The organism is Corallococcus caeni (genome assembly GCF_036245865.1).
GTDB lineage: Bacteria > Myxococcota > Myxococcia > Myxococcales > Myxococcaceae > Corallococcus > Corallococcus caeni.
On sequence record NZ_BTTW01000017.1, the window covers coordinates 25,276 to 43,576 of the forward strand.

Here is an 18,301-nt window from a genome sequence, read left to right on the forward strand (position 1 = left end):
GCCCGCTCCCTTGAACACCTGGCTCAAGGCCTGCCTCGCCGGCAGCCTGCTCATCTCCCCCGCCGCCTTCGCCCAGAGCGCGGACGACGACGACCCCTACGCGTACCCGGAGCAGGAGGCCGAACGCGCCCAGGAGAAGGCCCAGAAGGAAGACGACGACGCGTACGACCGCCGCCGCAAGCTGGTGGATGAGACGGACGAGTTCCGCGAGGCCGCCGAGCGCGAGAACGACGACGGCTTCCAGGCCATGGCCCGCCTGGACGACCCCACCCTGGGCGTCGCGGTGGAGCTCGTCGGCGGCGTGCTGCTGGTGGACAGCGCCCGAGGCGACTTCTCCGACAACAAGCCCGGCCTGGGCGTGCGCGCCACCTGGGAGTTCGGCCGCAACTTCTTCACGGAGAACGAGACCCTGCGCGAGGCCCTCTTCGCGGACCTGCGCTGGCTCTACGGCAGCCTCAGTGACGGCACGGAATTCATCAAGGGGGACACGCGGCTTCACTACTTCACGCTCGCGCCCGCCTGGCTGTTCCGCTTCGGCGACTCGCCCTTCGGTCTGTTCCTCCAGGCCGGTGGTGGACTCGCCTACCAGAACACCGGCATCACCGTGGGCGACGACGAGACCAAGGTGAACGGCCTCAAGCCCGTGGTCCAGTACGGCCTGGGCATCCGCGGCCGGCCCGCCCTGTCGCGCACGCTGCACCTCACCTTCCGCCTGGAAGCCATGGGCCTGCGGCGCGGCTACGCCAACGACATCTTCATCGGCGGCAGCGCCGGCGTCGGCTTCTAGCGCGCCCCCCTGGAAGTCCCTTCGGCCCCCGCGCCCTTCCCTCCCGGGAAGCGGTGGCGGGGGCTGAACTTTTTCCCCCTTCCGCCCTCCCTCCAGGGCCGCACTGCTTGGCCTTCCAAGGAGATGGACCACTGGCACGGCCCCTGCTTACATTCGCCCCGGGTGGGGGAGTCAGGGGCGTCGGGCTGGAGGTGGAAGATGAACGGTGGTCAGGACCAGGAACAGGGCAACACGCGGCACTGGGATCCGGTGTGCGGCCGGCACCTGGAGGCCCCGGAGGGCCATCCCTCGTCGGAGTACAAGAAGCGCCGGTACTTCTTCTGTTCGGAGGGCTGCCGCACCGCCTTCGAGCGTCAGGCGGAGCGCTTCCGCCTCAACGAGCTGGCGCGGGCCGGCGCGCTGATGTCGCCGGGCCGGGTGCGCTGGGGGCTCGCGTAGCGAAGGGGTACCGCGGACGGCGTCAGGCGGCCTGACGCACGTCCTTGAGGCGCAGGGACAGCTTGCGCTGGCCGCGGAAGGTGTCGAAGCCGGCCTGGAAGGCCAGGTCCACCGGCCCCTCCACCAGCCCCACGCGGTCCGCCATGCCGAAGCCGATGGCGTCCAGCTCCGGCGCGTCCACGAGCGCGAGCTTGAGGTGCCCCGCGCCGCTGGCGCCGGACTTCGCGGGCAGCACGCGCGGCCGGGCCTGCTGGCCGCGCAGCACCAGCACGGGCTCCGGGTTGCCCTGGCCGAAGGGCCCCAGCTTCTGCAGCGACTCCACCGCCGTGGCGTCCAGGTCGCGGGGGTTCACCACCGCGTCCACGCGGCAGCGCGGAATCAGGTCCTCGGGCGTCAGGCGCTGGAGGGCAATCTTCGCGAACGCCTCGCGGAAGGCGGGCAGCTGCTTCGCGTCCACGGTGAGGCCGGCGGCGTGCTTGTGCCCGCCGTAGCGCATGAGCAGGTCCGAGCAGCCCGTGAGCGCGTCGTACAGGTGGAACGCCTCGATGCTGCGCGCCGAGCCCTTCCCCACCCCGTCCTTCACGCCCACCATCACCGTGGGCCGGTGGTAGCGCTCCACCACGCGCGACGCGACGATGCCGATGACGCCCGGGTGCCAGCCCTCGTCGTAGAGCACCAGCCCGCGCGAGTCCTTGTGCTCCTCCGCCTGCGCCAGCGCCTGCGTGAGGATGCTGCTCTCGATGCCCTGTCGCTCCGCGTTCGCGCGGTCCAATACCTGCGCCAGCGAGCGCGCCGTCTCCACGGAGTCCGCGCACAACAGCTGGAGGCCCAGCGACGCGTCGTGCAGGCGGCCCGCGGCGTTGATGCGGGGCCCCAGGCGGAAGCCCACCTGCCCCGCGGTGACGGACGCGTCCGGCTCCATGCCGGCCACCTCCTTCAGCGCGCGGATGCCGGGGCGCCGGCCCTGGGACAGCTCCTGGAGGCCGTGCGCCACGAGGATGCGGTTGGCGCCGGTGAGCGGCACCACGTCCGCCACGGTGGCCAGCGCCACCAAGTCCATCAGCGCCTTGAGGTTGGGCTCCTTGCGCGTGGCGAAGAAGCCGTCGTCGCGCAGCCGCTTGCGCAGGCCCATGCACAGGTTGAAGGCCACGCCCGCCGCGCACAGCACCTTGGTGGGGTACTCGCAGCCGGGCTGGTGCGGGTTGAGCACCGCCGTGGCGGGCGGCAGCGTGGGCGGCACCGTGTGGTGGTCCACCACCACCACGTCCAGGCCCATCTCCTTCGCGCGGGCAATCTCCGCCACGGAGGTGATGCCGCAGTCCAGCGTCACCAGCAGGCGAGTGCCGTCCTGCGCGATGCGCTCCACCGCGCCCAGGTTGAGGCCGTAGCCCTCGTCCAGCCGGTGCGGGATGTACGTGGCGGGGGCAGCGCCCAGCTCCTTGAGGAACAGGTACATGAGCGACGTGGAGGACACGCCGTCCACGTCGTAGTCCCCGTAGAGCGTCACCTTCTCCTTGAGCCGCACCGCGCGCAGCACGCGCTCCACCGCGGGGCCCATGCCCTTCATCCGGAACGGGTCCGGCAGGTCCGCCAGCCGGTCCGACAGGAAGGCCGACGCCGCCTCCGGCGTGCGGTAGCCCCGGTGCAGCAACACCCTCGCCGCCAACGGGTGCAGCGACAGCTCACCCGCAAGCGAACCGACCTCCTGCTCGACGACATCTGGAAGCAACCACCGCATGGTGAAGGACAGTACCTCAGACGTCCGACCAAGGCAGTCCAACCCGACTACTCACACCTCCCTCCTGCACGCGTGTTCAGGCGGGCGCTCGCCTGCCTTCCTGCCGTCAACCTGCACGGCGGGTGCGCGGTGCCCAGCTTGAGTGCACACCCGTGGACAGGGAGGTCCGCATGCTTCGCAGGTTTCTCCAGGGCGGTGCCCTGCTGGCCGTCGTGCTGGGCGCGGGGCCCGCGCTCGCGCAGAAGAAGCAGGGGGACGTGAACGTCTTTCTGCGCGGCGGCATAGGCGACTACACGGGCGACCTGGGCGACCTGTCGAGCACCGGCCCGCTGTGGGGCCTCACGCTCAACCTCCAGCCCACCACCTTCCTCGGCTTCGAGGTCGGCTACGAGGGCTCGCAGAACAAGGTCTCCGACACGCGCCTCTTCGACGCGCCCTCGCTGGTGCGCAACGGCGGCAGCGCGCTGGTGAAGGTGTCGCCGCCCTTCCTCACCGCGGTGCGCCCCTTCGCGGGCGTGGGCCTGGGCCTGTCCTACGTGGACGTGCGCGGCGCGGGCGCGGGGCTCTACGACAGCGACTTGATGGAGGAGGTGCCGCTCGCGGTGGGCCTGGAGTTCAACACCGGCGGCCTCACGGCGGGCGTGCGCGGCACGTACCGGCTCCTCATCGACCAGGACTTCGCGAACGTCACCTCGACGGACGACAACGGCGGCGGCCTGATGGACGCGTCGCTCACGCTGGGCGCGCGCTTCTGAAAAAGCGAAGGGCCCTCGCTCCCGGGATGGGAGGATGGCCCTCGTTGCTTCAAGGCACCGAAGCTCGGAGACGGCTCAGGCCGCCTTCGGCTCCTGCTTGGAGCCGTGGTGCGCCTCGCGGGCGTGCGCGCGCTCGTCCAGCCAGATGACCAGCGGGCTGGCGATGTACACGGACGAGTACGTGCCCACGAGGATGCCCACCAGCATCGCCATGGCGAAGTCGAAGATCTCGCCCACGCCGAAGATGAGCAGACCGATGAGCGACAGCGCCGTCACGCCGGAGGTGAGGATGGTGCGGCCCAGCGTGTCGTTGACGGCGATGTTGATGATCTCCGGCAGCGGCTTGCCCTTGTACTTCACCATGTCCTCGCGGATGCGGTCGTAGATGACGATGGTGTCGTTGACGGAGTAGCCCACGATGGTGAGCAACGCGGCGATGGACGTGAGGTTGAACTCGCGCCGGCTCACCAGGTAGTAGCCCGCCACCATGATGACGTCGTGCACCATGGCGAGCAGCGCGCCGGGGCCGAACTTGAAGTCGAAGCGGAACGCCACGTAGATGAGGATGGCGACCATGGAGTACAGCAGCGCCATGATGCCGCGGTTGCGCAGCTGCTTGCCCACCTGCGGGCCCACGTAGTCCACGCGGCGCTGCTCGAAGTTGGGCTTTTCCAGGCCCGCGCCCAGCGCGGCGAACACCTTGTCCGCCATGCCGCTCGCGACGACCTGGTAGTCGTAGCCGGTGCCGCCCTGGTTCGCGCCCAGGTCACGCACCTCCTGCACGCCGATGCCCGCGCCCTCGACGGCCTTCTTCACCGCCTCCGCGGACATGGGCTGCGTGGAGCGGAAGTTCACGATGCCGTTCGCCATGTCGGCGTAGACGTTGCGCGTCTCGCCCAGGCCCTGGATGGCCGTCTTCGCGCGCTCGGCGTTCTCCTCCGTGAGCTGCGTGACGCCGCCCATGCGCAGGAGGAAGGAGTTCTCCTCGGCCGCGCCCACGCCCTGGACGCTGACGTCGTGCAGACCGCCCGCCTGGGCCTTCTCGCGGACCTGCTCCGCGGTGGTGGGCGTGTTGTACTTCAGCTCCACCACCGTGCCGCCGGCGAAGTCCACGCCGAAGTTGAACCCCACCGCCGCGATGCCGACGATGATGGCCAGGTTGATGAGCGTGGAGATGAAGAGCGCCGGCTTGCGCTTTCCAATGAAGTCGATGTTCGTCTTGTGCTTGAGAATCTGCATGGCGGATTTCCCGAGGGCGCTGGAGGCCGGTTAGACGGACACCGACTGCGCGTTGCGGCCGTGGACGAAGTAGGTCGTGATGACGCGCGTCACGACGATGGACGTGAACAGCGACGCCAGGAGGCCCACGATGAGCGTGGTGGCGAAGCCGCGGACCGGACCCGTTCCCGTGAAGAACAGGATGAAGCCCGCGATGAGCGTCGTCACGTGCGCGTCGAAGATGGTCCAGAAGGCGCGGTCGTAGCCCTGGTCCACCGCGGCGCGCGCGGACTTGCCGTGGGACAGCTCCTCGCGGATGCGCTCGTTGATGAGCACGTTCGCGTCCACCGCGATGCCCAGCGTCAGCACGAAGCCCGCGATGCCCGGCAGGGTCAGCGTGGCGTTGAAGAACGCCAGACCCGCCAGGATGAGCAGGCCGTTGAGGATGAGCGCCACGTCCGCGATGAGGCCGGACTTGCGGTAGTAGATGGCCATGAAGACGACGACGAGCGCCAGGCCCACCAGCGCGGCCAGGCTGCCCTTCTTGATGAGCTCGTCGCCCAGCGTCGCGCCCACCTGACGGATTTCGCCCACCGTCACCGGCGCGGGCAGCGCGCCGGCCTTGAGCACCAGCGCCAGCGTCTGCGCCTCGCCCAGCCACTCCTCGAAGCTGCGCGCACCGGCGCGGCCCATGGTGATGCGCGCGCGGCCGCCGCCAATCTTCTCGTTGATGCGCGGGGCGGTGTGCACGTTGTCGTCCAGCACGATGGCCATCCGGCGGCCCACGGCGGCCTCGGTGAGCTTCTCGAACTCACGCGCGCCGGCCGGGTCGAACGCGATGTTCACCTCCGGCTCGTTCATCTGGCTGACGGACGCGTCCGCGCCGGACAGGCTCTCGCCCGTGAGCGGCACGTTCTTGTCCAGCAGGTAGCTGCGGTACGCGATGCAGTCGTTCTTCTTCACCGGGTTCGCCACGCACTCGGTGACGACGTCGCGGCCTTCCGGCGTCTTGTCCTTCGCGTACGCCAGCAGCGCCTCGCGGTTGGGCGAGGACAGCTGCGGGAAGCCCTCGTCCTCCACCAGGGTGATCTTGCTCTCCGGCGGGGGCGGGTTCTGCTGGAACATCTGCGCGAACACCTGGGGGTTGGTGTCGTCCACCATCCGGAACTCCAGCTGCGCGGTGGTGCCCACCAGTTCCTTGGCCTGCTCCGGGTTGCTGCGGCCGGGCAGCGAGATCTGGATGGAGTCCGTGCCCAGCTTGCGCACGTCCACTTCCGCCACGCCCCACTTGTCGATGCGGCGGCGGATGACGAGCATGGCCTGGTCCACGGCCTCGTCACGGAAGCGGTTCACCTGGCCCTCGTCCGGCTTGAGCACCAGCGTGGCGCCGTTGCGCGACTCCAGGGAGAAGTCCGTGAAGGTGGCGAGCACCTCCTTCTGGATGGCGTCCATGGTCGCCGGGTCCTTCGCGGTCAGCGTCAGCTGCAGCCGCTCCGGATCCGTGTCCGCCGTCACCTCGCCCAGCTTCTTGTCGTTGACGTAGGTGGCGATCTGCTGCCCGCGGCGCTCGGTGCGCTTCTGCAGGGCCGTCTTGGTGTCCACCCGCATCACCATGTGGATGCCGCCCTGCAGGTCCAGCCCCAGGTTGAGGCGGTACTTCGCGGGGGGCGCCCACCTGGGCAGCCGCTGCTCCAGCACGGCGATGTTGTTGCGCTCGGCGCGGTCCAACACCACCAGCGAGTAGTACGTCGGGACGAGGAACCAGATGGTCCCCAGCGTCACCGCGACAATCAGTCCGAACTTCCACCACCAGCCGCGGTCCATTACTTCTCCTCCTTCTTCTCAGCGGGGAGCGCCGCCGGGGCGCCCGCCACCGGAACGGATCCCTTCGCACTGACAGCCGACTTGAGCACGCGCACGCGCACCCCGCTGGCGACCTCCAGCGTCACGGTGGAGTCGTCCACCTGGTGGATGCGACCGAGGATGCCGCCGGACGTCACGACGTCATCCCCCTTCTTCAGCCCCGCGAGCAGGTTGCGGTGCTCCTTGAGCTGCTTCTGCTGGGGGCGGATCATCACGAAGTACATGATGGCCACCAGCACGGCGAGGAAGCCGAAGGTCCCCAGGGGGGAACCGGCCCCGGCCTGCGCGAGAATCAGGAAACTGTCAGCCACGTACTGCCTCGTCGTTTGGGAGGGAGGACTCGGGATAGCGGCCCCGACCCGGCGTACGGGTGGGGTCAAAACATCCGAAAGGGTGGCCTCTTAGCAAGGGCGCCCCATGTGAGCAAGTGAACGCCGGAAGCGCGGCAATCCCGTTGCCCGCTCACCGGCCGCCTTTGCGTTCGGCCTCCTGCGCCACGGCCTTGGCCCGGAAGTCCCGGGCGAACGCGGCGAAGCGGTCCTCGGCGATGGCGCGGCGCACCTGGGACATCAGGTCCAGGAAGTAGTGGAGGTTGTGCAGGGTGTTGAGCCGCATCGCTAGGATTTCGCCCGCGGCGAAGAGGTGGCGCAGGTAGGACCGGCTGAACGTGCGGCAGGTGTAGCAGGAGCACGCCGGGTCCACCGGACGGGGGTCCCTGGCGTAGGCCGCGTTGCGGATGACCAGCTTGCCCTCCGAGGTGAAGAGCAGGCCGTTGCGTGCGCACCGCGTGGGCAGCACGCAGTCGAACATGTCCACGCCCTGCTCCACGCACGTCACCAGGTCCAGCGGCGTGCCCACGCCCATGAGGTAGCGCGGCTTGTCCCGGGGCAGGAGCGGCGCCGAGTACGCCACGCCCGCGTGCATCGCCTCCGGGGCCTCGCCCACGGAGTAGCCGCCCAGCGCGTAGCCGGGCAGGTCCACCGCGCAGATCTCCTCCGCGTGGCGCTTGCGCAGGTCCTCGTGGAGGCCGCCCTGCACGATGCCGAAGAGCGACGAGCGCTCGCGGCTCCACGCCTTCACGCACCGGTGCAGCCAGCGCGTGGTGCGCGCCAGGGACTTCTCCAGGTAGGCCCGGTCCTCGGTGGACGGGGGGCACTCGTCGAACGCCATGATGACGTCCGCGCCCAGCGTCTCCTGGATTTCGATGGAGCGCTCCGGCGACAGCGAGTGCCGCGACCCGTCCAGGTGCGACTGGAACGCGGCGCCCTCCTCGGTGATCTTGCGCTTCTCCGACAGGCTGAACACCTGGAAGCCGCCGCTGTCGGTGAGCATGGGCCGGTCCCAGGAGATGAAGCGGTGCAGGCCGCCCATCTCCCCGACGAGCGGCTCTCCCGGGCGGAGCATCAGGTGGTAGGTGTTGCCCAGGATGATCTGCGCGTCCAGGGTCTTCAGGTCGTCCGGGCCCACGCCCTTGACGCTGCCCACGGTGCCCACGGGCATGAAGATGGGCGTCTCGATGGGGCCATGCGGCGTGTGCAGCCGGCCGCGGCGCGCCTTCGTCCCGCTGGTGTCCTCGTGCAACAGCTCGAAGCGCACCAGCCCCGGGGGCACGCGGGTATCGCCCTTCTCGCCCTTTTCCCTGCCCTGCTCGTCGACCACGGCACTCACTCCTTCACCAACATGGCATCGCCGTAACTGAAGAACCGGTAGCCCGCGCGCACGGCCTCCTGGTACGCGGCCAGCGTGCGCTCGCGGCCCAGCAGCGCGCTCACCAGCATCACCAGCGTGGAGCGCGGCAGGTGGAAGTTCGTGAGGAGCACGTCCACCTGGCGGAAGACATAGCCGGGCCGGATGAACATCGCCGTCTCGCCGGGGCCGCTGCGCAGCCGGCCCGTCTCGGGGTCGGTGGCGGACTCCAGCGTGCGCACCACGGTGGTGCCCACGGCGACCACGCGGCGCCCTTCGGCCTTCGCGGCGTTCACGGCGGCGGCGGTGGCCTCCGGCACGGTGAAGCGCTCCGGGTGCATGTGGTGCTTGTCCAGCACCTCTTCACGCACGGGGAGGAAGGTGCCGGGCCCCACGTCGAGCGTCACCTCCGCGCGCTGGACGCCCCTGGCCGCGAGCTTCGCGAAGACCTCCGGCGTGAAGTGCAGGCCGGCGGTGGGCGCGGCCACGGCGCCGGATGCGCGGGCGTACACGGTCTGGTAGCGCTCGGCGTCCGCGGCCTCGGGCTCGCGGGTGATGTACGGAGGCAGGGGCAGGCGGCCCGCCGCGTCCAGGAGGCTGGCGAGCGACGTGCCCGGGGCCGCGTGGAAGCGCACCCGGTACTCCCCTCCCCCCAGGGCCTCCAGGATTTCGGCGGACAGGCCCCCGGCGAAGGTGACGGACTGGCCGGGCTTGAGGCCCTTGGACGCCTGCCCCAGGCAGACCCACTCCAGGGACTCGGGCGCGCCGCCGAGCGCGGCGGAGGTGAGCGTGGCCGCGGCGGCGGGCCGGACGACCAGCAGCTCCACGCGGCCGCCGGTGCCGCTCTTCTGGCCCAGGAGGCGCGCGGGGATGACGCGCGCGTCGTTGAGGACGAGCAGGTCTCCCTCGCGCAGCAGGTCCACGAGGTCGGTGAAGTGCTGGTGGCTCCAGGCGCCGGTGGCGCGGCTGACGACCATCAGGCGCGACGCGTCCCGGTGGGGTAGCGGGGCCTGGGCGATCTGCGCCTCGGGGAGCTCGAAATCGTAGTCGGAGAGGAGGGACGACACGGGGTTGGCGCTTGTAGCAGCCCCCGCGCCCTCACGGAACCGGCGTGGGAGGTCAGTAGAGCTGCTGGAACTCGGCGCCCGGGTAGTAGTGGGAGAGGATCTCCCGGTACGTCTTGCCCTGGTCGGCGAAGGCCTTGGCGCCCCACTGGCACAGCCCCGCCCCGTGGCCGAAGCCACGCCCGGTGAACACGTAGTTCTTGCCGGAGGCTTCCACGTCGAAGTCCAGGCTCTTGAGGCGCGTGTAGCCCAGCTTGCGGCGGAACTGCACGCCGTCCACCACGGTGCCATCCGCCAGCGTCACGCGGGTCACCCGGTGCGTGGGCGTGCGGCCGCTGACGCGCATGCCGTCCGGCGGGGACTTCAGCGCCTTGCGGAGCTCCGCTTCGGGGAGGGTCGCGGACCAGCGGCTGGCGGGCAGCTTCCCGCAGGGGCAGTCGACGGGCTGCAGGTACGGCAGGTTCCGCTGGAGGGCGTCCTGGCCGGACTCGGTGTGTCCGCCGCAGGAGGCATGGAAGTACGCCTCGATGGGGGCCAGGTCGTACGTGAGCACCTCGCCCCGGGTGGCCTCCACGGCGGCGCGCGTCTTGGCGTCCTCGCGGTTGACGCCGCCGTACACCTGGTGGAGCACGCTGCTGCCCATGTGGAAGGCGGCGCCGTAGGAATCGAGCTTCTTCTGCAGCGCGTACGTCCGCGCGGCCACGGCCTGGGCCTTGAGGGCCTCCAGGGGGAAGGACACGGGCATCTCGCTGCCGAGCACCGCCGCGAGGTAGTCCTCCAGGGGGATGACGTTGATGAGCTGGAGGCTGCTCTTGAAGAGGCGCACGACGACGTCGCCACGCACCTGCGCGCTGCCCGCCTTGAGGGGTTCGTTGCCGGGGCCGCCCGCGTCGGTGGCCTCCATGCCGCCCCGGAAGCGGATGGCGTCCCCGATGACAGGCGCCCCGTTGACCTCCAGCTTGCCGTTGCGGCGGCGCACGGTGGCCTGCCCGCCGTTGATGGCGACGAAGGTGCCGTCCTCGGCATCGGGGCCGAAGCCCAGGCCCCGGCCGCTCACGCGGACCTCGTCGCCGGGGTCGTCCATGGCAATGCGCATCGTCTCCACGGCGAACGCCCGCGACGACGCGAGCAGGAGCAGCAGCAGTGCCACACGTTGCAACATGGTCCAACAGTCTAGGGGCGGGGCGATCCGCCTCAAGAAATCGGCCGGAGCCCGGGGCACCCCCACGGCGGGAGCCCGCGAAAACCCCGGGCGGATGCCGCAGAATGGAGCCCCGTGACCGCCTTCGTCCCTGATGCCGCCCGCCTCTCCCCCGAGGCCCTCGTCGCGGCCCTGCGTGAGCTGGAGCCCCGCACGGCCGCCGTGCTGGTCCGGCGGCTCGTGGAGCGCCGGCCCCTGGCGGAGTGCGCGGCCTGGTACGGGATTTCAAGCGGCGCCTTCTCGGTGCTCCTGCTCCGCTCCGCGGAGGCCCTGTCCCGGCAGCTGGAACTGCCCGCGAGGTCCCCCGGGAGCCAGGAGGAAGCCACCGCCTGGGAGCGGATGCTGGCCATGGCCGTGGAGAAGGACACCGCGCCCGTGCCGGTGGCGCTCGCCCCCGTGGCCTGGCTGTGCCGGCGGATGCACGAACTGGGACCTGAAGTGGAGGCCGGGCTGGCCCGGGCCGCCGAGGCCGACGCGAACTCACCCGGAAGGGCGCGGGAGGAATGGCTGCGCAAGCTGGCCGTGGCCGCGCTCCTGGCCCTGACCGCCTGGCTCTACTGGTCCCGGCCCCCTGAGCCCGAACCCCGCCCCGAGCGCCGCATGCGCTCCCCCGAGCGCCGCTGACTGGACGCGGCCCGGAGCGGACGCATATGGGTAGGCCCATGCGAGCGACCCGGTCATGGCTGGCCCTCCTCATCGCGGGAATCGCGCTGACGGGCTGCACGAAGCACGTGGACACCCGGGTGGCCGGGGACGACGACGCGGCCCTCGACGGCATCGAGGCCCGCCTCGACGAACTCCGGGCCCGCGAGCAGGGAGACGACCTGACGTGCGCGCAGCAGTGCGACGTGTCCGCGAAGACGTGCGCCACGGCGGAGGAGCTCTGCGGCCTCGTGGAGCGGCAAGCCGACCGGGACGACCTGCCGCCGCGCTGCGCCAGGGCGCGCGAGCAGTGCGCGGGCGCGGGTGACGGCTGCACGCGGTGTCAGGCGCCCTGAAGAACCGCCCATGCGTCGCCTCTGACTCCGTGCCTATGATGGGCCGGATTGAGGAGCCTCCCCATGATGACCCGTCTCTCGTTGATGCTCGCTGCCTCGTCGCTCGTGCTGGCGGCCCCTGCCCTCGCGGAGGACGACGGCCTGACGCCGGAGAAGGTGGCGGCCATCCAGCGCGATGAGGCCGCGGCCCAGGCGAAGGTGAACGCCGACCACGGCAACCGGAAGCCGTCGGAGATGAGCAACGCGGAGCGCGGCCAGGCCATCCGCGACCAGCAGAAGGAAGCCGCCAAGGTCATGGAGAAGCACGGCGTCTCCGCGAAGGAGTTCGCCACCTTCACGGCCCGGATGACGCCCGAGGACAACCAGCGCGCCGCCAACGAGGCCAAGCGACTCGACGACAAGGCCAAGGCCGAAAAGGAAGCCGAGGCCAAGAAGCGCAAGGGCGACGGCGAGGTCCACATCCAGCAGGGCTTCAGCGACGCGGACCCCGTGGAGCTGGAGTCCGAGGAGGGCGCGGAGCCCTCCGTGGACGTCGACGGCAGCCTGGACAGCAGTGCGTCGGCGGGTGCGCCGGTCGTGGACATTGGCTCCAGCGCCGGCACGGTGAAGAAGTCCTTCACCCGGAAGTCGTCCAAGTCCTCACGCCGCGGCAGGTAAGCCCCGCCGCGGCACCGGACCACCGACGGGGCCGTCAGCGGCCCTGGGAGGCCAGCTCCCGCGACCGCGCCTGCCACACCTCGTCGTACGGGCAGGAGCAGTCGGTCTCCTCCGGCTCCGGGTAGGCGTACGTCTGGCCCTTGTAGTTGCGGAACAGGGTCTCCCGCTCGCCCCGCTCGATGACGTAGTCGGGCTGGAGGGTGACCTTCCCTCCTCCACCCGGCAGGTCCACCGCGAGGTGCGGCACCGCGAGCCCGCTGGTGTGACCGCGAAGCTGCTGGAGGATCTCCAGTCCCTTGGCGATGGGCGTGCGCAGGTGCTCGCATCCCTCCGCCACGTCCATCTGGTGCAGGTAGTACGGCCGCACGCGGCTGCGCAGGAGCACGTGCGACAGCTCCTTGATGATGCGCGCATCCGAGTTGAGCTGCCGCATCAGCACCGCCTGGTTCTCCACCGGCACGCCATGGTCCACCAGCCGCTCGCACGCCTCACGGGCTTCGGGCGTCACTTCCTTCGGGTGGTTGAAATGGGTGATGACGTAGACGGGCGCGTACCGGCGCAGCAGGCGCGCCAGCGAATCCGTGACGCGCATGGGCAGCACCACCGGCACGCGCGTCCCGATGCGGATCATCTCCACGTGGGGAATCTCGCTCAGCGGCGCGAGCAGCGACTCCAGCCGCTCCTCGCCCAGCAGGAACGGATCGCCGCCGGAGATGAGCACGTCGCGCACCTCCGGGTGGTTGCGCACGTAGTCGATGCCCCGGCGCATCTGGTCCTTGGTGAGCTCCGCCTCGCCACCCTTGGTGATGCGCCGCCGCGTGCAGTGGCGGCAGTAGACCGAGCACGTATCCAGGGCAAGGAACAGCACCCGGTCCGGATACTTGTGGACGATGCACTCCTCCGGGCGCGTCTTGTCCTCGCCGAGCGGATCCTCCAGCTCCCCGGGCCGCACCCGGGCCTCCGCGCGCACCGGAATGGACTGCATGCGCACCGGGCACGACGCGTGCTCCGGGTCGATGAGCGACAGGTAGTACGGGCTGATGCCAATCCGAAACAGCGAGGACGTCTCCTGCACCCCGGCGCGCTCCTCCGGGGTCAGGCGCACGTAACGCTCCAACTGCTCCAGATTGCGCACCGAGTGACGCTGCTGCCAGCGCCAGTCCGTCCACTCCGCGTCGGTCGCGGACGGGAACAACCGGGCCCGTCCCTCGGCACTGAGCGAAGGACGGAGGGACGGCTTGAGCGCCGTCCCGACCGCGGAGGAGTCCATCACGCCGCCTTGGGCTGATCCCGCCACCACGCCTGGCCGGACTCCGGCAGCGTGTCGATGGGGTCGAAGTACTCGTACTTCCGCTCGAGCGCGCCGGGGTCGTTCGCCTCCACGCTCGTGCGGTAGTTCTTGGTCCAGTAGGAGATGCCGCGCTCGCGGTCGTACTCCGCCACCTGGTGGATCCACCGCTTCCCCACGAACGGCACGTCACAGACGATGCGCGGCGTGGCGAAGCCCGGCATGTAGCCCATGATGTCGTGCTGGAGCTTCTGCGCCTGCGCCACCGACAGCCGCCAGTGCTCGCTGTTGGGGATCATGTCGCACATGTAGAAGTAGTACGGCAGGATCTTCGCGTGGTCGAGCAGCGTGAAGCACAGGTCCAGGAGCGCCTTGGGGCTGTCGTTCACCCCGCGCAAGAGCACGCCCTGGTTGCGCACGTCGCGGAAGCCCATGTCGAGCAGCTTGCGCACCGCCTTGCCCACGAGCGGCGTGAGCTGCTGCGCGTGGTTCACGTGCGTGTGCAGCGCCAGGTCCACGCCGCGCTCCACGGCCTTCTTCGCCAGCCGGTCCAGCCCCGCCAGCACGCTGTCCTGGAGGAAGTGCTGCGGCAGCGCCATGAGCCCCTTGGACGCCAGGCGGATGTCGCGGATGTTCGGGATGTCCATCAGCGCGCTGACGAACGGCTCCAGCGCCTGGATGGGCAGGTTCGCGATGTCGCCGCCGGACACCACCACGTCGCGCACGGTGGGCGTGCGGCGCAGGTAGTCCAGCATCTGCTCGTAGCGCTCCTTCTGCCCCGTCGCGAACTTGTGCTTGGAGACCTGCGGGACGTCGTTGCCCACCAGGTCCATGCGCGTGCAGTGGCCGCAGTACTGCGGGCACGTGGGCAGCATCTCCGCCAGCACCTTCGTCGGATAGCGGTGCGTCAGGCCCTCGACGACCCACATGTCCGCCTCGTGGAGGCTGTCACGGCTGGCGCGCGGGTGGTTGGGCCAGTCCGTGCGGCGGTCGGCGAGCGCCGGCAGCATGTACCTGCGGACCGGGTCGCTCCACAGGTCCTCCAGGTTCATGGTGTTGAGCATCTGGGGCGGGACGAGGATGGACATCGTCGCCCGCTCCTTCTGGTCCAGCTCCATGCTCGCGGCCAGGTCGTCCGGCAGCAGCTCCCCGAGCGTCGCCTTCAGCTCGCGCAGGTTCTTCACGGTGTGCTTGCGCTGCCACACCGAACTCTCCCACTCCGCCGCGGTGACGTCCTTGAAGCCCGGGATGCGCCGCCAGTCGGGCTCCACGAACTCCTTGCGAAGGGGATAGGTGAACGGCTGCTGCGCGGGGCCAGCGTCGGGCTTGCCTCGAGTGGACGTCGTGCTCATGAACACATCACCTCAACGTAAGGAGCGTCGTGGGCGAGGCGTCATAGCCTGCCCCCTGGCATCCCTGCTCAACAATCGCCAGAGGCACAAGATGCCCCATGGCGCAGTGCGTCCGTTCAGTTCACCGGGACATTGATGAGCTTGGCGATGCCCTCCGCCTCAATCACCACCACCTGGGGCTTGGTCGACTTGCCGTTGAGCTTGAAGACGACCTTGCGCTTGCCCACCGGCAGCGCGAGCGGATTGCCCAGCGTCACGGGGCTCACGCGGCCCGTGTTCTTCCCATCCACCCAGATCTGGGCGCCCGCCGGCGACGTGCTGCAGGCGAACTTGCCCATCGCGGCAGCGGCGGGCTTCGGCGGAGGCGGCTTCGGCTGGGGCTTCGGGCTCGGCTCCGCGACGACCGGCGGCTTCGGCTTCGGAGGCGTGGGGGTGGGCGTGGCCTTCGGCTCGGGAGGCGGAGACTCCGCCACCATGTCCACGGGGACACGCACCTCGGCGTCACCCTTGGACGTGAAGTCGCCGGAGAACGGCTTGTAGCCCGCGCGCTTCGCCGTGAACGTGTACTTCTTGCCCATCTCCAGGTCGCCGAGCTTCGCCCCGGGCAGCTTGCCCAGGGACTTGCCGTCGACGGTGATCTCCGCGCCCTCCTGTCCTTCGAACAGTGCGGTGAACGTCTTCGGCGCGGGCGGCTCGGCGGGCTTCTCCGGAGGCGTCTCCGGCGTCGTGGGAGGCGGCGTGTTCTCGACCACCGGAGGCGTCGTCGGAGGCGGGGCCGTGGGCTCCGAGGGCTTGGGCTCCGGCGGCTTGGGGGGCGGCGCATCCGCCTTCAGGCTGAGGAGGATGGGGGCCGCCGCCTGGCCTGCGGTGACCTCGATCTGCTGCGTCACCGCCTGATAGCCCGGAGCGGACGCGGTCACGTTGTGAAGGCCCGCGGAGAGCTCGATGACCTGGTTGGCGTTCACGGCCTCCCCGTCCACGAGGACGGTGGCGCCCACGGGCGCGACGAAGTTCACGGAGCCCGTGGACGCGCCACGCACCGCGAAGATGACTCCGACGATGAGGAGCAGGGCCGCGCCCGCGGCCACGCCGATGATGGCGGGCTTGGGCAGCGGCTTCTTCGGTCCGGCGGGTGCCTTGGACTTGGCCTTGGCCTCGACCTTGGCGGCCGGGGCCGGCTTCGCCATCTTGGAAGCCTTCTGGGGGATGGTCGCGGGACCGTCGGCCTCGTCGTCGTAGGGCGGCTCCTCGCCATCCTGCCCCTCGTCTCCGTAGTCCTCCTGGTCGTCGCGATCGAACTCGTCCCCTTGCTCGTCGTAGGCGCCTTCCGGGTCCTCCGCCTCGGCAGCCTGGGGGCGCAGGCCATTGTGGCGCGCGCCCACCGGGAGGGTGATGTTGCCAGTGGTCTCCTCTTCCTCGGGATCCAGAACCGGGGCGGCCGAGCCACCACGGGAGCGAGAAGGCGGCGCCGTCGGCGCAGGACCAATCATGGTCGCGCCCGCGTAGGCCTCCCCACCCTCGTCCCCGATGATGACCTGGGACTTGGGACCGCTCTTGCCCTTGCCGCTCCGACCTTCGTCCTGGGCGAAGGGAGAAGCGCTGGTGTGGTGCCCGGCCCGGTCGATGGGGTTCTCCGAACGGCCGGTGATGCTGTCATCCACGACGACGCTGCTGTCGGCGATCCGCGTCTCCGGGGCGCGGAACGTGTGCGTGGAGTCCACGATCTGCGTCTTGTCCGCGGCGCCATCCATCTCCGCCAGTTCCTCGTCGGTGGGCGGCGGAATGTAGCCAGGCGCGGGCTGGGCGGGCGCCGTGGAGGCGCGGCCCACGGGAGACCCAGAAGCCGCCGGCGCGGGAGACTTCTTCTGCGCGGGCGCGCGGGGCGCGGCGACCGGGGGCGGAACCGTCACGCCCGAGTGCTCGATCTGGTCCGGGCGCTCGACGGAGGCATAGCGCTCCATCTTCTCCGCCTCACGGAGCATGTCCTCGGCGAAGGCCTCCTTCATGAAGCCGGACAGGTGCTTCGACGAGTAGATGGCGTCCCCCGCGAGGAGGAAGCGCATCAGGTCTTCCTGCAGGTCCGACGCCCACTGGTAGCGGTCCTCGGGCTCGCGCGCGAGCGCCTTGAGGACGACCTTCTCCAGGCCCGCGGAGATGTTCGGATTGAACTCGCGCGGCAGCGGGATGTCCGCGTTGCGCACCTTCTCCAGCGTGGAGAAGTCGGACTCGCCCACGAAGAGCTTCTCGCCCGTGAGCATCTCGTAGAGCAGCACGCCAACCGCGAAGATGTCGCTGCGCCGGTCGATGGGCATGCCCCGGACCTGCTCCGGGCTCATGTAGCCGAACTTCCCCTTGAGGATGCCGGCCTGCGTCTTCTGCGAACGGTTGGCGGCCTTGGCGATGCCAAAGTCGATGATCTTCACCTCGCCTTCGTACGAGACGAGGATGTTCTGCGGAGACACGTCGCGGTGGATGATGTGGAGGTCCTGGCCGCGCGCGTCCTTCTTGCGGTGGGCGTAATCCAGGCCCTCACACATCTTGGAGACGATGAACACCGCCTGTGCGGTGGGCATGATCTCCTTGCGGCGACGGTAGCGCTCCAGGAGCGTGCGGACGTCACGGCCCGCCACGTACTCCATGGCGATGAAGTACGTGTCCTCGTGCTTCCCGAGCTCGTGGATGTGCACGATGTTGGCGTGGTTCAGCTGAACGCTGATCCGCGCCTCGTCGATGAACATCGTGATGAACTCGTCATCCTCCGCCATCGTCGGAAGGATCTTCTTGATGGCGAGGATGCGCTCGAAGCCTTCGACGCCAAAGGCCTTCGCGATGAAGACCTCGGCCATGCCGCCGACGTTGATGCGCTCGAGGAGCAGGTACTTCCCAAAGAAGGTCGGCTTCTTCATCTCGCGGGGCTGCCCGGCGCCGGCGAGTACGGACCGCGGCAGGCGGTGCGCAGACCGGGGGGAAAAGAGACTCTAGATCCAGTGGGAACGCCGGTCAAACATCCAAGATGACGCGATTCCCCAAGGAATCCGAGAACTTGGCGTCTCCTTGCCCCGGAGCTGACCCACCCGCCTCCCCACGTCGTCCCAGCGAGCGCGGATCAGCGCTCGAGCCAGAGGGGTAGCGGGGAGAAGCGAAGCCCGCAAAGACAAAGCCCCTGGCGCCTTGCGGCACCAGGGGCTTTCAAAAAGAATCCGGCAGCGACCTACTCTCCCACGCGGTTTCCCGCGGAGTACCATCGGCTCTGGAG

16 protein-coding genes are annotated in these 18,301 nt (G+C 69.9%); 6 read left to right on the forward strand and 10 right to left on the reverse strand.

All coding sequences use genetic code 11. The features are described 5' to 3' along the window. The first annotated feature begins 10 nt into the window (after nt 1-10). Complete coding sequence (locus AABA78_RS38520; RefSeq protein ID WP_171421208.1) at nt 11-787, forward strand: hypothetical protein; 777 nt, start codon at nt 11-13, stop codon at nt 785-787. Between the two features lie 198 nt (nt 788-985). Next, on the forward strand, nt 986-1,225 hold the full coding sequence (locus AABA78_RS38525; protein WP_338270526.1) for a YHS domain-containing protein: 240 nt from the start codon (nt 986-988) through the stop codon (nt 1,223-1,225). A gap of 22 nt (nt 1,226-1,247) precedes the next feature. Here the strand turns inward: AABA78_RS38525 and recJ are convergent, their stop codons facing one another. Further along, on the reverse strand, nt 1,248-2,963 hold the full coding sequence (recJ, locus tag AABA78_RS38530; RefSeq protein WP_338270527.1) for a single-stranded-DNA-specific exonuclease RecJ: 1,716 nt from the start codon (nt 2,961-2,963) through the stop codon (nt 1,248-1,250). A gap of 170 nt (nt 2,964-3,133) precedes the next feature. On the opposite strand from recJ, the gene AABA78_RS38535 reads away from it, so the two are divergent. Beyond that, nucleotides 3,134-3,718: an outer membrane beta-barrel protein gene (locus AABA78_RS38535; protein WP_171417821.1), complete on the forward strand. Its 585-nt coding sequence runs from the start codon at nt 3,134-3,136 to the stop codon at nt 3,716-3,718. 75 nt (nt 3,719-3,793) lie between these two features. On the opposite strand, the gene secF is transcribed toward AABA78_RS38535, so the two are convergent. The 6 genes from secF to AABA78_RS38565 form a co-directional block, all read right to left on the reverse strand. Further along, the gene (gene secF / locus AABA78_RS38540) at nt 3,794-4,957 is read right to left on the reverse strand and encodes a protein translocase subunit SecF (protein ID WP_338270528.1); all 1,164 of its coding nucleotides are present in this window, start codon (nt 4,955-4,957) and stop codon (nt 3,794-3,796) included. Nucleotides 4,958-4,987: 30 nt separating this feature from the next. After that, nucleotides 4,988-6,760 (reverse strand): protein translocase subunit SecD, encoded by a 1,773-nt coding sequence (gene secD, locus AABA78_RS38545; RefSeq protein WP_338270529.1) that lies wholly within the window; start codon nt 6,758-6,760, stop codon nt 4,988-4,990. Continuing rightward, nucleotides 6,760-7,110: a preprotein translocase subunit YajC gene (gene yajC / locus AABA78_RS38550; protein WP_171417828.1), complete on the reverse strand. Its 351-nt coding sequence runs from the start codon at nt 7,108-7,110 to the stop codon at nt 6,760-6,762. Before yajC ends, secD begins: the two co-directional genes overlap by 1 nt. Nucleotides 7,111-7,261: 151 nt before the next feature. Beyond that, nucleotides 7,262-8,458 carry a tRNA guanosine(34) transglycosylase Tgt gene (gene tgt, locus AABA78_RS38555; protein ID WP_338270530.1) on the reverse strand — a complete coding sequence of 399 codons (1,197 nt, stop codon included), beginning with the start codon at nt 8,456-8,458 and terminating at the stop codon, nt 7,262-7,264. Between the two features lie 5 nt (nt 8,459-8,463). Beyond that, entirely contained in the window at nt 8,464-9,552 is a 1,089-nt protein-coding gene (gene queA, locus AABA78_RS38560) for a tRNA preQ1(34) S-adenosylmethionine ribosyltransferase-isomerase QueA (protein WP_338270531.1), read from the reverse strand. A 52-nt stretch (nt 9,553-9,604) separates the two neighbouring features. Then, nucleotides 9,605-10,711, reverse strand: coding sequence for a SpoIID/LytB domain-containing protein (locus tag AABA78_RS38565; RefSeq protein ID WP_338270532.1), 1,107 nt, complete (start codon nt 10,709-10,711; stop codon nt 9,605-9,607). A 114-nt stretch (nt 10,712-10,825) separates the two neighbouring features. Between AABA78_RS38565 and AABA78_RS38570 the strand changes: the two genes are divergently transcribed. The 3 genes from AABA78_RS38570 to AABA78_RS38580 all read left to right on the forward strand — a co-directional run bounded on the left by AABA78_RS38570 (nt 10,826) and on the right by AABA78_RS38580 (nt 12,405). Then, a complete protein-coding gene (locus AABA78_RS38570) occupies nt 10,826-11,374 on the forward strand; it encodes a hypothetical protein (RefSeq protein WP_338270533.1) in 549 nt (182 codons plus the stop codon). A gap of 38 nt (nt 11,375-11,412) precedes the next feature. Beyond that, nucleotides 11,413-11,748: a hypothetical protein gene (locus AABA78_RS38575; RefSeq protein ID WP_338270534.1), complete on the forward strand. Its 336-nt coding sequence runs from the start codon at nt 11,413-11,415 to the stop codon at nt 11,746-11,748. A gap of 63 nt (nt 11,749-11,811) precedes the next feature. Further along, entirely contained in the window at nt 11,812-12,405 is a 594-nt protein-coding gene (locus AABA78_RS38580) for a hypothetical protein (protein ID WP_338270535.1), read from the forward strand. 34 nt (nt 12,406-12,439) lie between these two features. Here the strand turns inward: AABA78_RS38580 and AABA78_RS38585 are convergent, their stop codons facing one another. From AABA78_RS38585 to AABA78_RS38595, 3 genes are all read right to left on the reverse strand, one after another. Further along, nucleotides 12,440-13,675, reverse strand: a complete 1,236-nt coding sequence (locus tag AABA78_RS38585) for a KamA family radical SAM protein (RefSeq protein ID WP_338270537.1) — start codon at nt 13,673-13,675, stop codon at nt 12,440-12,442. Continuing rightward, a complete protein-coding gene (locus tag AABA78_RS38590; RefSeq protein WP_338270538.1) occupies nt 13,675-15,045 on the reverse strand; it encodes a KamA family radical SAM protein in 1,371 nt (456 codons plus the stop codon). The genes AABA78_RS38585 and AABA78_RS38590 overlap by 1 nt, the downstream gene beginning before the upstream one ends. A gap of 116 nt (nt 15,046-15,161) precedes the next feature. Continuing rightward, complete coding sequence (locus AABA78_RS38595; protein ID WP_338270540.1) at nt 15,162-17,951, reverse strand: protein kinase domain-containing protein; 2,790 nt, start codon at nt 17,949-17,951, stop codon at nt 15,162-15,164. Between the last annotated feature and the right edge of the window lie 350 nt (nt 17,952-18,301).